Origin of the sequence: Pseudomonas sp. SMSB3 (assembly GCF_052041965.1) — a bacterium.
GTDB lineage: Bacteria > Pseudomonadota > Gammaproteobacteria > Pseudomonadales > Pseudomonadaceae > Aquipseudomonas.
The window spans coordinates 73,729-87,216 of the sequence record NZ_JBKGGV010000016.1; the positions used below are offsets into that span (position 1 = coordinate 73,729).

10 protein-coding genes are annotated in these 13,488 nt (G+C 62.2%); 5 read left to right on the forward strand and 5 right to left on the reverse strand.

Going from position 1 to position 13,488, the window contains the following annotated elements; all coding sequences use genetic code 11:
* Nucleotides 1-6: 6 nt before the first annotated feature.
* Both ACLEJW_RS21065 and ACLEJW_RS21070 read right to left on the reverse strand, forming a co-directional pair.
* Complete coding sequence (locus ACLEJW_RS21065) at nucleotides 7-1,095, reverse strand: polyamine ABC transporter substrate-binding protein (protein WP_440778196.1); 1,089 nt, start codon at nucleotides 1,093-1,095, stop codon at nucleotides 7-9.
* 62 nt (nucleotides 1,096-1,157) lie between these two features.
* Nucleotides 1,158-2,516, reverse strand: coding sequence for a glutamine synthetase family protein (locus ACLEJW_RS21070; protein ID WP_145192478.1), 1,359 nt, complete (start codon nucleotides 2,514-2,516; stop codon nucleotides 1,158-1,160).
* Between the two features lie 150 nt (nucleotides 2,517-2,666).
* Here ACLEJW_RS21070 and ACLEJW_RS21075 point away from each other — a divergent pair, with 150 nt between their 5' ends.
* From ACLEJW_RS21075 to ACLEJW_RS21085, 3 genes are all read left to right on the forward strand, one after another.
* Nucleotides 2,667-3,575 carry a helix-turn-helix domain-containing protein gene (locus ACLEJW_RS21075; protein ID WP_313299852.1) on the forward strand — a complete coding sequence of 303 codons (909 nt, stop codon included), beginning with the start codon at nucleotides 2,667-2,669 and terminating at the stop codon, nucleotides 3,573-3,575.
* A gap of 291 nt (nucleotides 3,576-3,866) precedes the next feature.
* Entirely contained in the window at nucleotides 3,867-4,070 is a 204-nt protein-coding gene (locus ACLEJW_RS21080) for a hypothetical protein (protein WP_440778197.1), read from the forward strand.
* A 669-nt stretch (nucleotides 4,071-4,739) separates the two neighbouring features.
* The gene (locus ACLEJW_RS21085; protein ID WP_440778198.1) at nucleotides 4,740-6,653 is read left to right on the forward strand and encodes an AAA family ATPase; all 1,914 of its coding nucleotides are present in this window, start codon (nucleotides 4,740-4,742) and stop codon (nucleotides 6,651-6,653) included.
* A 33-nt stretch (nucleotides 6,654-6,686) separates the two neighbouring features.
* Here the strand turns inward: ACLEJW_RS21085 and ACLEJW_RS21090 are convergent, their stop codons facing one another.
* Nucleotides 6,687-8,072: an aldehyde dehydrogenase family protein gene (locus ACLEJW_RS21090; protein ID WP_145192490.1), complete on the reverse strand. Its 1,386-nt coding sequence runs from the start codon at nucleotides 8,070-8,072 to the stop codon at nucleotides 6,687-6,689.
* Nucleotides 8,073-8,178: 106 nt separating this feature from the next.
* Between ACLEJW_RS21090 and ptrR the strand changes: the two genes are divergently transcribed.
* Both ptrR and ACLEJW_RS21100 read left to right on the forward strand, forming a co-directional pair.
* The gene (gene ptrR / locus ACLEJW_RS21095; RefSeq protein ID WP_145192617.1) at nucleotides 8,179-9,045 is read left to right on the forward strand and encodes a putrescine utilization regulator PtrR; all 867 of its coding nucleotides are present in this window, start codon (nucleotides 8,179-8,181) and stop codon (nucleotides 9,043-9,045) included.
* Between the two features lie 233 nt (nucleotides 9,046-9,278).
* A complete protein-coding gene (locus ACLEJW_RS21100; RefSeq protein WP_145192492.1) occupies nucleotides 9,279-9,800 on the forward strand; it encodes an acyloxyacyl hydrolase in 522 nt (173 codons plus the stop codon).
* A 33-nt stretch (nucleotides 9,801-9,833) separates the two neighbouring features.
* On the opposite strand, the gene ACLEJW_RS21105 is transcribed toward ACLEJW_RS21100, so the two are convergent.
* On the reverse strand, nucleotides 9,834-11,969 hold the full coding sequence (locus tag ACLEJW_RS21105; RefSeq protein ID WP_440778199.1) for a TonB-dependent siderophore receptor: 2,136 nt from the start codon (nucleotides 11,967-11,969) through the stop codon (nucleotides 9,834-9,836).
* 57 nt (nucleotides 11,970-12,026) lie between these two features.
* Nucleotides 12,027-13,484 carry an efflux transporter outer membrane subunit gene (locus ACLEJW_RS21110; RefSeq protein WP_440778200.1) on the reverse strand — a complete coding sequence of 486 codons (1,458 nt, stop codon included), beginning with the start codon at nucleotides 13,482-13,484 and terminating at the stop codon, nucleotides 12,027-12,029.
* Nucleotides 13,485-13,488: the final 4 nt, after the last annotated feature.

The following is a 13,488-nucleotide window of genomic DNA, read 5'->3' on the forward strand; positions in this document are numbered from 1 at the left end:
TCTCGGTCAGCGGTTGGACTTGATCTTGGTCCAGGAACGGGTCATGACGCGCATGATCTTCGGGCTCGGGGTGCTGGAGATGTACAACTTGTCGAGCACCTCCTGAGGCGGGTAGATCTCGGGGTTGTCGACCAGCGACCGGTCCATGTAAGCCTTGGCGTCGGGGTTGGCGTTGGCGTAGCCGACCGTGGCGCTGACCTTGGCAATCACCTTCGGGTCGAGCAGGTAGTTGATGAAGGCCAGGGCCTGGTCGGGGTTGTTGGCGTCCTTGGGAATGGCCAGCAGGTCGAACCACAGGTTGCTGCCTTCCTTGGGAATGCTGTGGGCGATCTTCACGCCGTTCTTGGCCTCCACAGCACGGTTGGCCGCCTGGAACACGTCGCCGGAATAGCCGAACGCCACGCAAATGTTGCCGTTGGCCAGGTCAGAGACGTACTTGGAGGAGTGGAAATAAGTGATGTACGGGCGCAGCTGCAGCAAGCGCGCTTCGGCCTTGGCGTAATCGGCCGGCTTTTCGCTGCGCGGGTCCATGCCCAGGTAGTTGAGCATGGCAGGGAACAGCTCATCGGGTGAGTCCATGAAGGCCACACCACATTGCTTGAGCTTCTCCAGGTTCTGCGGCTCGAACAGCGTGGCCCAGGAGTCGATGCGCTCGATGCCCAGCGCTGCCTTGACCTTGTCGACGTTGTAACCGATGCCGTTGGTGCCCCACAGGTACGGCACCGCGTAGCGGTTGCCAGGGTCGTTCTGTTCGAGCTGCTTGAGCAGCTTGGGGTCCAGATGCTGCCAGTTCGGCAGTTTGCTGCGATCGAGCGGCAGGAATGCGCCGGCCTGTGCCTGGCGCGCGAGGAAATGATTGGAGGGGACCACCACGTCGTAGCCGGTGCGGCCGGCCAGCAATTTGCCCTCCAAGGTTTCATTGGAGTCGAACACGTCGTAGATGACCTTGATCCCGGTGCTGGCCTGGAAGTCGGCCAGGGTCGTATCACCAATGTAGTCGGTCCAGTTGTATACGCTGACACTGGGCGCTGCGTGGGCGGCGGCGCCGAACAGCAGGGCGCACGTGGCGGGAATCAGGGCTTGCAGATGACGCATGTCGACACCTCGTTGGTCTTGTTGTTCGAAGCAGTGCAAGGGGCGCACCGCGCCCCCTCAGGTCACACGCTCAGCAACAGGAACTCGCGTTCCCACGAGCTGATGACGCGCTTGAAGTTTTCGTGCTCGGCGCGCTTGACCGCCACGTAGCCCTGGACGAATTGCTTGCCCAGGTAACGCTGCACGGTCTGGCAGTCTTCCATGTGCTGCAACGCGTCCTCGATGGTGATCGGCAGGCGCAGGTTACGCCGCTCGTAGGCCCGGCCCTGCACGGGCGCGCTGGGCTCGATGCGCTCGATCATGCCCAGGTAGCCGCACAGCAGGCTGGCCGCGATCGCCAGATAGGGGTTGGCATCGGCGCCAGGCAGGCGGTTTTCCACGCGCATCGACTCGGGGCTTGAGGTCGGCACGCGCAGCCCGGCAGTGCGGTTTTCTTCGCCCCACTCGACGTTGACCGGGGCCGAGGTATCGGGCAGGAAGCGGCGGAACGAGTTGACGTTGGGCGCGAACATCGGCAGCAGTTTGGGGATGTACTTCTGCAGGCCGCCGATATGGTGCAGGAACAGCGCGCTCATGCTGCCATCGTCATTGGCGAACACCGGCTTGCCGGTGGCGATGTCGACCACGCTCTGGTGCAGGTGCATGGCGCTGCCAGGTTCGTCGGTGATCGGCTTGGCCATGAAGGTCGCGGTGACGTTGTGCTTGAGCGCCGCCTCGCGCATGGTGCGCTTGAACACGGTGATCTGGTCGGCCAGGTCCAGTGCGTCGCCGTGACGGAAGTTGATTTCCATCTGCGCCGGGCCGTCTTCGTGGATCAGCGTGTCCAGGTCCAGCCCTTGCAACTCGCACCAATCGTAGACGTCTTCGAACAATGGATCGAATTCGTTGGCCGCGTCGATGGAGAACGACTGACGCCCGCTTTCCGCGCGGCCCGAACGGCCCAGCGGCACTTGCAAGGGCAGGTCGGGATCTTCGCAGCGCTTGGTCAGGTAGAACTCCATCTCTGGCGCGACGATGGGCTGCCAACCTTTGTCGGCGTACAGCTTCAGGACTTTCTTGAGCACGTTGCGCGGCGACAGCTCGATCGGGTTGCCTTGTTTGTCGAAGGTGTCGTGTATCACGATCGCGGTGGGTTCGATGGCCCAGGGGATCTGGTACACCGCCGAGGGGTCGGGCCGGCAGATCATGTCGATGTCGGCAGCGTCGAGCAGGCTGTAGTAGATGTCGTCATCCACGTAGTCGCCGGTGACCGTCTGCAGCAGCACGCTCTCTGGCAGGCGCATGCCGCGTTCATGCAGGAACTTGGCAGTTGGCGCAATTTTGCCGCGGGCGATGCCGGTCAAGTCGCTGATCACGCATTCGACTTCGGTGATGCGGTGTTCTTTCAGCCACGTGGAAAGCTGATCGAAGGGGGCGTTCATACAGACCTCTTGGTTGGGTTTTTTATGGGGAAGCGTTTCATGCCGCTTCCCAGGTGCCGCGCTGCGGACTATCTTGGGCGCAGGACAGTATGGTGATCTATCCACTTTCTGCGACTATCAATGCACCAAAAGAGTGCAATAGGACTTTGCGTGACAAACTCCCAAGCGTTGCAGGTTCAGGCGTATCACACGTGCGATGTCACCGAGCAGGTACGTGCCACGCCTGGCTGGCATCAGCACTACCGGCAAATGTCGCCGGGGCTGTTCAGTGGTCACTTGCGCTGCCTCGGGCTTGACGGGGTAGAGGTGTACGAAGAGCGTCTCAACACGCGGGTCGAGCAGTTCTTCCGTGCCCCTAGCGGTTCTTTGGCATTCTGTTTCGATCAGAGCGATCACAGTCTGTATCTGCTCAATGAGCAGAGCCGCAACATCTGGATCACGCCGGAGAACTATCAAGAAGTGGCCGTGGTGTTCGACCAGGCTTTTCTCGCCCGTCATGGGGTGGATCCGCAGCGTCTTGAAGGGTTGTTCATGGTGCCGTTGGGCAGTGGCCAGAACGCGTTGTTCGGCAGTTGGCTGAGCGCAACGCTCACCCGCCTGGGGCAGGCTGATTGCCGGTTGCAATCGCAGGCGCTGGCCGAGCAATTGCTGGAGGACTGTCTGTTCATCCTTGATAACGCCTGTCAGCGGCTGCAGGGTGGCGCGCTGGGGCGACGGGATGAGGAGCGGGCGATCATGCGGCGGGTGAGTCAATGGGCTGCTGATTGCCCGGAGGAGACGCTCAATCTTGTCGAGCTGGCCGATGTGGCTGGGGTGTCGTTGCGGCAGTTGCAGCAGGCGTTCAAAGGGTTTACCGGGATGCCGCCTGGGCAGTGGCTGCGAATGCGGCGGCTTAATGGGGCGCGTCGGGATTTGCTGGTGGGTGAGGGTGTGACCGTGGCTGAGGTTGCCATGCGTTGGTCGTTTTGGCATTTGGGAAGGTTTTCAGAGAGTTATCGGCAGTTGTTCAAGGAGTTTCCGAGTGAGACTATTCGGCGGCGGGGTAGGGCTTCGGTTTGAGTTGGGCTGTGGTTCTGGTTCTGGTTCTGGATCCGGTTCTGATTCGAATTCTGGCATTGGCTTTCACGTACGGTGCGCATTCATTGGCGATGTGGGCGCATAGGCACCTTTTCGCCTTTACGGCGAGTCCCTTTTTGACGGGGCAAAAAGGAACCAAAAACCCCCTGCTCCTACATCCGGCCCCTGCGCTGCGCTCCGGGGTCCCCTCACTCCGGCGCCTTGCGGGCCCTGCGCGGCCACAACTTGCTACGCAAGTCGTACAGCTCGCGTCCTCCGGCTACGCCGTCGGGGGTGCTACGCACCCTGGGCCCTCCAGACGCCTACGTTCGGCCTCCTGAAGTCGCGATCTGCGTCGCTTGGACTATCGCGCGCTTAGAAGCAGAAGCAGAAGCAGAAGCAGAAGCAGAAGCAGAAGCAGAAGCAGAAGCAGAAGCAGAAGCAGAAGCAGAAGCAGAAGCAGAAGCAGAAGCAGAAGCAGAAAGTATTAAGTCGTGAACTTCAATTGATAACAAACGGCGTTAGCATATTGGACCTGCTTTTCTCGCAGCCTCTTTGCTTTGCTTTGCTTTGCTTTGCTTTGCTTTGCTTTGCTTTGCTTTGCTTTGCTTTGCTTTGCTTTGCTTTGCTTTGCTTTGCTTTTGATCCTAAGCGCGCGATAGTTCAGGCAACGCAAATTGCGACCTCAGGAGGCCGAGCGTAGGTGTCTGGAGGGCCCAGGGTGCGTAGCACCCCCGACGGCGTAGCCGGAGGACGCGAGCTGTACGACTTGCGAAGCAAGTTGTGGCCGCGCAGGGCCCGCAAGACGCCGAAGCGAGGGGACCCCGGAGCGCAGCGCAGGGGCCGGATGTGGGAGCGAGGGGTTTTTGGTTCCTTTTTGCCCCGTCAAAAAGGGACTCGCCGTAAAGGCGAAAAGGTGATTACGCGTCGCTATAGCAATTGAATACCGCAGCAGTGCTCAAGACAACCACGGCCTCACACTAGCAGTCACAAGTTCCAAGCCGCAAGTTCCAAGTAAAAGCAGACGGCATAGACACTAGGACCAAGTTGGCTTGCAGCGCACAGCTCGAAAGGCCAGCGCGGCAGTCAACATCACCCCAACCCAACCCCCAGCATCCAAAGCGGAAACTTGCTATCGTGCACACCAGTTTCCACCCGAGATAGCTGATGTTCTACCTGCCTCTGACCAGCGAGCAAGCCGACCACCTGGCCACCCCATCCGACGCCACCGATTTCTTCAAGGCCGCCAGCCTGCTCGAAGCCGCCGCCGTGTTGTTCGTGCAAAACGTCCCCCGCCAGCCGGCCAATGCCACCGCGGACACCCAGGAACGCCGTTTCGCCGAGATCGTGCGCATCGCCAATGACGTCGAACAAGCAGCCCCTGACCGCTTTCAGAGCCACGTCGCGCAGCGGTTCGACCGCGAGGCGTTCGCCATGGGCCTGGGCCTGCTCGGGGAGAACGGCGTCGCACTGGTATCTGCCGAAACCCAATACCAGCCCGCCGAATTTCTCGACCCCGACGGCCAGTGGAATTTCCAGTTCGCCAGCAGCTACCGGCAGCGCGTCACCCCGCTGCACCCGGTGCACCTACCCGCCCTGGCCAGCGACCTCACGCTCAGTGACCAGCAGCATCGCCTGCTGCGCGAGTTCCTCTGCGGCGTCGAGGAGTCGGTGGCCGTGCAGGGCTTCGCCGGTACCGGCAAGACCTTCCTCATTCACCAGTTCGCCCGCCTGCTCGAGCCCCAGCGCACCCTGTTGCTGGCCCTGACCGAAGGCCAATTACGGGCGCTGCGGGCACGCGTCAAAGACCCCGAGGCCTACACTGCATTGACATTCGGCCAATTGGCCGACGAAATCCTCAACCGCGACCTGACCAGTAATGGCTGGCGGCTGCGCGACCCGTATCGCACCAAGTTGTCCTGGCGGCCGCAGGAAGCGCAGGTGGTACGCTGGCTGAACATTCCCGACATTGGCCCGCTGGCCGCCTGCGACGTCGTCGCCCTGTGCATCAAGGCAGTGCGCAGTTTCTGCCGCAGTGGCGACAGCGACGTGCAACTGCACCACTTGCCATGGGCCGGGCCGGGCAGCACGCCGTTGGACCAGCAGGTGCTGTTGGAGAAGGCGCGGCTGTATTGGCAGGAACTGATACGCCCATCCGCGCGCGAGATCCAGTTACCGGTGCGTGATTATCATCGGGTCAAGCTGCTGTCGTTGACCGCTGAGGTGATCGACAGCCGCTACCGCCATGTCATCGTCGATGAAGCCCATGAACTGTCCGCGCCCATGCTGGCGTTGCTCGATCGCAGCCCGCAGTCGGTCATCGCCCTGGGCGACGAGCTGCAGAACCTCAACGGCCTGAGCCCCCACCATGGCAGCTTCATCCGCCAGCGCTGCATCGATCACTCGCTGCGCGCAGGCCCTGCCATGGACGGGGTGCTGAACCCGCTGATCCAGGCCCATCCGGCAGCGATTCAAGGTGCCTTCAGCGGCAGCGCCGAGCACTACACGCGGGTCAGTTTCTTCGACGCGGTGAGCGTTCCCGAGCAACCGACCGTGTTGATCGTCGATGACGAATGGGGCTTGTTCGGCTGGTTCCAGCGTCTGACCCATCAGGGCGTGCCGTTCGTGCTGCTCAAGGGCGCGCGCAAGGACTTCGAACTGTTCGTCGAAGACTGCATCGAGCTGTACCGCTACGGCACCCGAGCACGTCACCCGATGCTGTTTCGCTATCCGAGCTGGCAGGCCTTGGAGCAAGACAAGGGCGACGACAAAGCCTTCATTGCCGTGGCCGGCATGCTGCGCAAGGGCTATACCGCTGAACACTTCGCCAAGGCCAAGAGCCGTTATCGCTGGGACAAGGCGCCCAAGCTGTTCCTCGGCCGGGTCTGCGATGTGAAGAACATGGAGTTTGCCCGGGTGATGGTTTCGCCCGAGCTGATGGTCGCGCCGGGCGCCGCCGGCAACCGCAACGAGCGTGCGCGCATGCTGGCAGGGCTGTACACGGCCTGTTCGCGTGCCCGGCACGAACTGATCGTGCCGGGTGGGATGCTCGATTGGGTCAAGGACCAGACGCGCAGTTGAGCGTCGGGGCTGCCAGGCAGCCCCAAGGGCTGATCAGTTGCGATCCAGCCAAACGGTCTGGGCGTTGGTGAATTCACGCACACCAAAGTGCGACAGCTCACGCCCAAAACCACTCTTTTTCACGCCGCCAAAGGCGACCCGTGGGTCGGAGGCGCAGTAACCGTTGATGAACACCGCGCCGGTATCCAGCGCTGCTGTCATGCGCTCGGCCAGCGCATAGTCGGCGGTGTAGATGGTCGAGGCCAGGCCAAATTCACTGTCATTGGCCAGCTCCACGGCATGCTCGGCGTCACGCGCGGTGATGATCGCCGCCACCGGCCCGAACAGCTCCTGCTTGAACGCGGTCATGTCCGGCGTGACGTTGGCGAACACGGTGGGCGCGTAGAAGTTGCCCACGCCTTCGAGCTTGTTACCACCGAGCAGCAGCGTCGCGCCTTCGGCCAAAGTAGCCTGCACCTGGCCATCGAGCTCGTCGCGCAGGTCATAGCGAGCCATGGGGCCAATGTAGGTGTCGTCCTGCAACGGGTTGCCGATGTTCAGCTGGCGGGTGGCCGCGACGAATTTCTGAGTGAACGCCTCGGCAATGCTCTGCTCGACGATCAGGCGCTTGGCCGCCGCGCACACCTGGCCGGTATTTTGGTAGCGGCCGATTACCGCCGCCTGCACGGCCGCGTCCAGGTCGGCATCGGCGAGGACGATGAAGGGGTCTGAGCCACCCAGCTCCAGCACGCATTTCTTCAGCGCAGCCCCGGCTTGCGCGCCGATGGCCATGCCCGCACGGACGCTGCCGGTCAGGGTCACGGCGACGATGCGCGGGTCGTTGATGGCACGGGTCACGCCCTCAGGGGTCACGTTCAGCACCTCGAACACGCCGCTTGGCACACCGGCCTCCCTGAACAGCTCACCCAGCAGGTAGGCGCTGCCCATCACGTTTGGCGCGTGCTTGAGTACATAGGTGTTGCCCGCCAGGATCGCCGGTACCGCACCGCGCAGCACCTGCCAGATCGGGAAGTTCCAGGGCATCACCGCAAGGATCGGGCCCAGCGGGCGGTATTCGATACGGGCTTTTTCCACCTGCGTAGGTTCGGCAGCGAGCATCGCCGGGCCGTGTTCGGCGTACCAGCGGCACAGACCGACGCATTTGGCGACTTCACCGCGGGCCTGGGTGATCGGCTTGCCGATTTCACGGCTGATCATCTTCGCAAAGGCTTCGGTCTTGGCCTCAAGCGTGCTGGCCAGGGCAAGCAGGTATTCGCTGCGCTGACCCAGCGACACCTGCCGCCATTGGCCATAGCCAGCCTTGGCGCGTTGCAGCGCCGCTTCCAGTGCGGCGTCGGTGTCATAGGGATAGGCGCCAATCTGCTCGCCGCTGAACGGGTCGACGGAGATGGCGTGGGTCAGGCTGCTGATCGCGCTCATGGCTGGACACTCTCACTGCTTTGGTTAGTGAGTCCAGATTAGTGGGCTATGGGTTTGATGAAAACTGAATAATAATGAGCGAAACATTCACGTTTGGAGAATGACTGTGGACTTGGTGCAACTGGAAATCTTCAAGGCGGTGGCCGAGCAGGGCAGCATCAGCGCTGCCGCCCAGCATATCCACCGAGTGCCGTCCAACCTGACCACGCGGATCAAGCAGCTGGAGGAGGACCTGGGAGTGGCGCTGTTCATCCGTGAAAAGAGCCGCTTGCGCCTGTCTCCGGCCGGCTGGAATTTTCTTGAATACACTCGGCGCATTCTCGACCTGGTGCACGAGGCGCGCTTGACCGTGGCCGGCGAGGATCCTCAAGGCACTTTCGCCCTGGGCTCGCTGGAGAGCACCGCTGCAGTGCGTATCCCGGCGCTACTGGCCGCCTATAACCAGCGCTACCCTAAAGTCGACCTCGACCTGTCCACCGGGCCATCGGGGACCATGCTCGAAGGGGTTCTGGCCGGGCGCCTGGTAGCCGCCTTCGTCGACGGCCCGGTACTGCACCCCACGCTTGAGGGCATCCCGGTATTCGAGGAAGAGATGGTCGTCATCTCGCCGCTCAACCATGCGCCCGTCAGCCGTGCCCAGGACGTCAACGGCGCGAGCATCTATGCATTTCGCGCCAACTGCTCGTATCGCCATCATTTCGAGAACTGGTTCGTCCAGGATCAGGCAGTGCCCGGCAAGATTCATGAGATGGAGTCCTATCACGGCATGCTCGCCTGCGTCAGTGCCGGCGCGGGCCTGGCCATGCTGCCGCGCAGCATGCTCGACAACATGCCCGGCTGCAGCACCGTGTGTGCATGGCCCATGCAGGAAGATTTTCGCTACCTCAAGACCTGGTTGGTATGGCGCCGCGGCACGGTGTCGCGCAGCCTGAGCATGTTCGTGAAACTGCTGGAAGAACGCCGTGCTCAGTGAAGGTGTCCGGATGCGCTCAACATTGGGCAGAAATGGCCGATAAATATCAGACGATAGTGGCATTTCACTTTCATCTTTCTGATTAACTGGACAATAATCAAAAAAGTATTACGTCTTGTGACAGATGGCGACATCTGTCACTGAAAAATCGAGGGGCATGAGCCCCCAATTGCCAGCAGCCGTCACCGTACCGGTCACGGCTCTTTGGTATTGACCATCAGGAGAAGTCGTTGATGAAAACCCGTCTTGCCAGCACCCTGGCTGCTGCGCTATTGGCCTTGGCCGGCACAAGCTTCGCCCAGGCCGCGCAGATTTCCGGAGCCGTGGGTGTCACCAGCCAGGGCGACATGACCTACCGCGTCGGCATGTCGTTCGACTGGGACAAGAAATGGCTGCAAAGCGATGTAGGTTACGTGTCCGGCTACTGGGATGCGGCCTACACCTACTGGGAAGGCGGCGAAGCCAGCGCGGCGCACTCGCTGTCGTTCAGCCCCGTGTTCACCTATGAATTCAGCGGCTTCACCTACACCCCTTACATTGAAGCCGGTATCGGTATCGCTGCATTCTCCAAGACCGACGTCGGTGATCAGCGCCTGGGTTCCTCGTTCAACTTCGAAGACCGCATCGGCTTCGGCGTGAAACTGCCGGGCGAGCAGAAAGTGGGTGTGCGCGCCATCCATTATTCCAACGCCGGTATCAAGGAACCCAACGACGGTATCGAGTCGTACTCGCTGTTCTACAGCAAAGGCTTCTGATGCACAGGGGGCCGCCTCGCGGCCCCCGCTCATTCAGAAGGTGTAGGCAATCCCTGCCTGCACCGTGCGCGGCGCGCCGGGGTAGGCGTAGGTATTGAAGGCGCCTTCGTCATAGCCTTTGTTGAACAGGTTCTTGACGTCCAGGTTCAAGCGCACGTGCTCGTTGAGCTTGTAGAAGCTCAGCAGGTCGACCACGCTGTAGCGCTGCATTGTGTAGGTACTGGCGGCTGTCTGCCCAGCGCGGTCATCGACGTACTTCACCCCCATCCCCAGGCCAAGCCCTTTGGCCGGCCCATCCTGAAACTCGTAGGTATTGAGCAGGCTGAAGCTGCTGCGCGGGATGTTGGCCAAACGTGTACCGCTCGGTATGACGTTGTCCTTGGTCACCTCGGCATCGACATACGCGTAGCCCCCGATCATGCGCCATTCAGGCGTCAGGTTGCCGGCCACATTGATGTCCAGGCCGCGACTGCGCACTTGCCCGGCTGCCACGCTGTAAGTCCCGCTTGGGTCGTTGGGGTCGCGGGTCAGCACGTTTTCCTTGACGATGTGGTACACCGCGGCATCGATGCTCAGCTGGCGATCGAGCGCCTCCCACTTCACGCCGAGCTCGTATGACTTGCCTTTTTCCGGGTCAAAACCGCTGCCTTGCAGGCTGGCGCCACTGTTGGGCTTGAACGAGCGCGCGGTGTTGGCATAGATCGCCAGCGTATCGGTCAGATCAAAGATCAGGCCCAGGCGCGGGGTCACGCCGTTCTCGCCTTTGCTGAAATCGCCGGCATTGTTCAGTTTGTTGTCATAGTCGTGTTCGAAGCGTTCGAAGCGCACCCCGGCCAGGGCCTTGAGGCGATCGGTGAGCGCCACCTGGTCCTGCACGAACGCCGCCCAGGTCTTGAGGTTTTCCTTGTCGTGGGTGGTGGTGCGGGTGAGGGCAGGGCGCGCCTGACCCAGAACCGGGTCGAAAATATCGATCGGGTAGGCGCCGGCACCTGCCGCCGAACGCTGGATGATCGAGTTGTAGTCATAATCCTCGTACTCGATGCCGGTCAGCAGGGTATGAGAGAAACTGCCTGTGTCGAAGTAGCCGGTGAGGTTGAGCTGGTAGTCGCGGTCGGTCCATTGCAGCTTGCGGTAGTTGAAGTTGCGTCCCAGGGTACGGCCATCGGCCTGCAGGCCGTTGGCTTCCACCGCATTGCCCTTGAGCGAGCCGTCCAGCCACTGCATGCCACCGCCCAGTGTCCAGTTGTCGTTGAGCAGGTGCTCGAAGCGCAGCTGGGCCATGTTGTTGTCATTGTGCAGCAGGTTGTCGCTGCCTTTCTCCCAGATGTTGGTGTCGCGCGAAGCGTTGCCGCGCTGGCCGGGCAGGCGGGTCAAACCCCGGTCCAACGGGTGGTTGTTGCGCATGAAGTCGCCTTCGAAGATGACCTTGGTGGCCTCGTTGACTTGCCAGCTGAGCACCGGCGCGACGTCATAGCGTTCGCTTTCGACGTCGTCGCGAAAGCTCTCGCCGCCTTCGCCAAGTACATTCAGGCGATAGGCCAGCGAGCCGTCGGTGTTCAACGGGCCGCTGGCATCCAGGGTGGCGCGATGCATGCCTTGGTCGTTCAACTGACTGCCCAAGGTCACCTTCGGCTCGGCCAGTGGTTGCTTGCTGACCACGTTGAAGGTCCCGCCCGGATCGCCACGGCCATACAGACTGGTGGCGGGGCCGCGAATCACTTCCAGGCGCTCGACGGTATTGGCGTCAGGGGCATTGGGGTAGCCACGGTTGATCGGAAAGCCGTTGCGGTAGAACTCACCCGTGGTAAAGCCGCGTACGGTAAACGTGGTCAACCCCTGGCCGCCGAAGTTGTTGGCGCGGCCGACGCCACCGGCGTAGTCGAGGCCGTCTTGCAAGCGGGTGGCGCCGGTGTCTTGCAGCACGTCCTTGGGCACCACGCTGACCGATTGCGGGGTGTCGTGCAGGGCGGTATCGGTGCGCGTGGCAGAGGCCGAGCGGCTGGCTTTGTAACCTTCCACCGGGCCGTCGACGCGTTCGCTGTCAGCGGCGCTGGTGATGCTCAAGGCCTGGAGTTCGATGAGGCTTTGGCCGGGACGCAATTCGGGGTCGGCAAAAGCCAATGGGCAGACAGCGTGAAGCACACAAAGCGAGACGAATGTGCGGCGCATCGACGGTACGATCCTGATCAAGAACGCTAATGGGAAAGTAAAAGCGCCGCGAAAGTACTACGAATCATTATCAAACGCATTATTTTTATATGGCACGCGTGTGCCAGATAGCCCGCCGCTGTGCGCGTCGCGCCACCCCCCGCCCAGGGCGCTATACAGATTCACCTCGGCCACCAACTGGGCCAAACGGTCGCCGATCAAGTCCTGCTGGGCGCTGAACAACGAGCGCTGCGCATCGAGAAACGTCAGGCTGCTGTCCACGCCGATGCGGTAGCGGTGCTCGGCCAGTCGGTAGTAACGCTGATTGGCCGCCACCCGTTCGCGCTGCGCCTGTAACTGGCGCTGGTAGGTCGCGCGTGCGGCCAGGCCATCGGCGACCTCCTGGAAGGCGCTTTGTAGGGTCTTCTCGTAGTGCGCTATCTGGACGTCCTTTTGCACGGCGGCGTAGTCCAGGCTCGCTTGCAGGCTGCCGGCGTTGAAAATGGGCAGGTTTATCTGAGGCTGAAACAGCCAGGTGCCAGTGCCCGCATCGAACAGCCCAGCCAACTGCGGGCTGCTGCTACCGGCGTTGGCGGTGAGGCTGATGCTCGGAAAAAACGCTGCCCGCGCGGCGCCGATATTGGCGTTGGCAGCACGCAACTGATATTCGGCCTGGTTGACGTCCGGGCGTCGGCGCAGCAGCTCGGAGGGCAGGCCTGCTGGCAGGCCAGCGATCTGTTCGGCGGCCAGGGGAAGGGCAGCCAGTCGTTCGTTGACGTTGACGCCAACCAGCAGGGTCAGCTGGTTGAGGTCCTGGGCGGCCTGGCGCCGGTAACGTGCTACCGCAGCGCGCGTGCTGTCGACGCTGGTGCGCGACTGGATCTGCGCGAGCGCCGATACTGAACCTGCGCGGCGCTGGGCGCTGGTCAAGCGCAGGCTGCGCTCATCGGCGGCCAGGGTTTGCTGTGCCAGCACCAGCAGCTCCTGGTCGGCTCGCCACCTCAGGTAGGCGCTGGCCACGCTGCTCACCAGCCCGAGCTCAGTGGCGCGTTGCGCCTGTTCACTGGCCAGGTAGGTCAACAGCGCCTGATCGCTGAGGCTGCGTACCCGGCCGAACAGATCCAGCTCATAGGCACTGATGCCCAGCGTTGCGGTATGGGCCGAACTGACCACGCCCTGACCGGTGCCGGTCATGCCACGGGGCAGGTATTGGCGTTTGCCCTGCGCATTGGCCGCGATCTTCGGCAGCAGCTCGGCGCGCTGGATGCGGTACTGCGCGCGGTAGGCTTCGACATTCAAGGCCACTTGGCGCAGGTCACGGTTATGCGCCAGGGCGCTGTCGATCAACTGGCGCAGCGCCGGGTCGAGAAATACCTGGCGCCAGTCCTCGGCCTCTGCGCGCCTCGAGGCATCGCCTTGATAGGCCGGCCCCTGCGGGAACTGATCGGCAACGGGAGTCGCTGGGCGGTGGTAGGCGGGCGCCAGGGCGCAGCCGCCGAGCAGGGCGGCACAGAGCGTGAGGGCGGGTCTGAGCATCGCA

Bases quoted from the DNA above. Each gene is read 5' to 3' on its own strand.
- ACLEJW_RS21085 (WP_440778198.1), top strand. From the start codon at position 4,740: ATGTTCTACCTGCCTCTGACCAGCGAGCAAGCCGACCACCTGGCCACC.
- ACLEJW_RS21065 (WP_440778196.1), bottom strand. From the start codon at position 1,095: ATGCGTCATCTGCAAGCCCTGATTCCCGCCACGTGCGCCCTGCTGTTC.
- ACLEJW_RS21100 (WP_145192492.1), top strand. From the start codon at position 9,279: ATGAAAACCCGTCTTGCCAGCACCCTGGCTGCTGCGCTATTGGCCTTG.
- ACLEJW_RS21110 (WP_440778200.1), bottom strand. From the start codon at position 13,484: ATGCTCAGACCCGCCCTCACGCTCTGTGCCGCCCTGCTCGGCGGCTGC.
- ACLEJW_RS21070 (WP_145192478.1), bottom strand. From the start codon at position 2,516: ATGAACGCCCCCTTCGATCAGCTTTCCACGTGGCTGAAAGAACACCGC.
- ACLEJW_RS21090 (WP_145192490.1), bottom strand. From the start codon at position 8,072: ATGAGCGCGATCAGCAGCCTGACCCACGCCATCTCCGTCGACCCGTTC.
- ACLEJW_RS21105 (WP_440778199.1), bottom strand. From the start codon at position 11,969: ATGCGCCGCACATTCGTCTCGCTTTGTGTGCTTCACGCTGTCTGCCCA.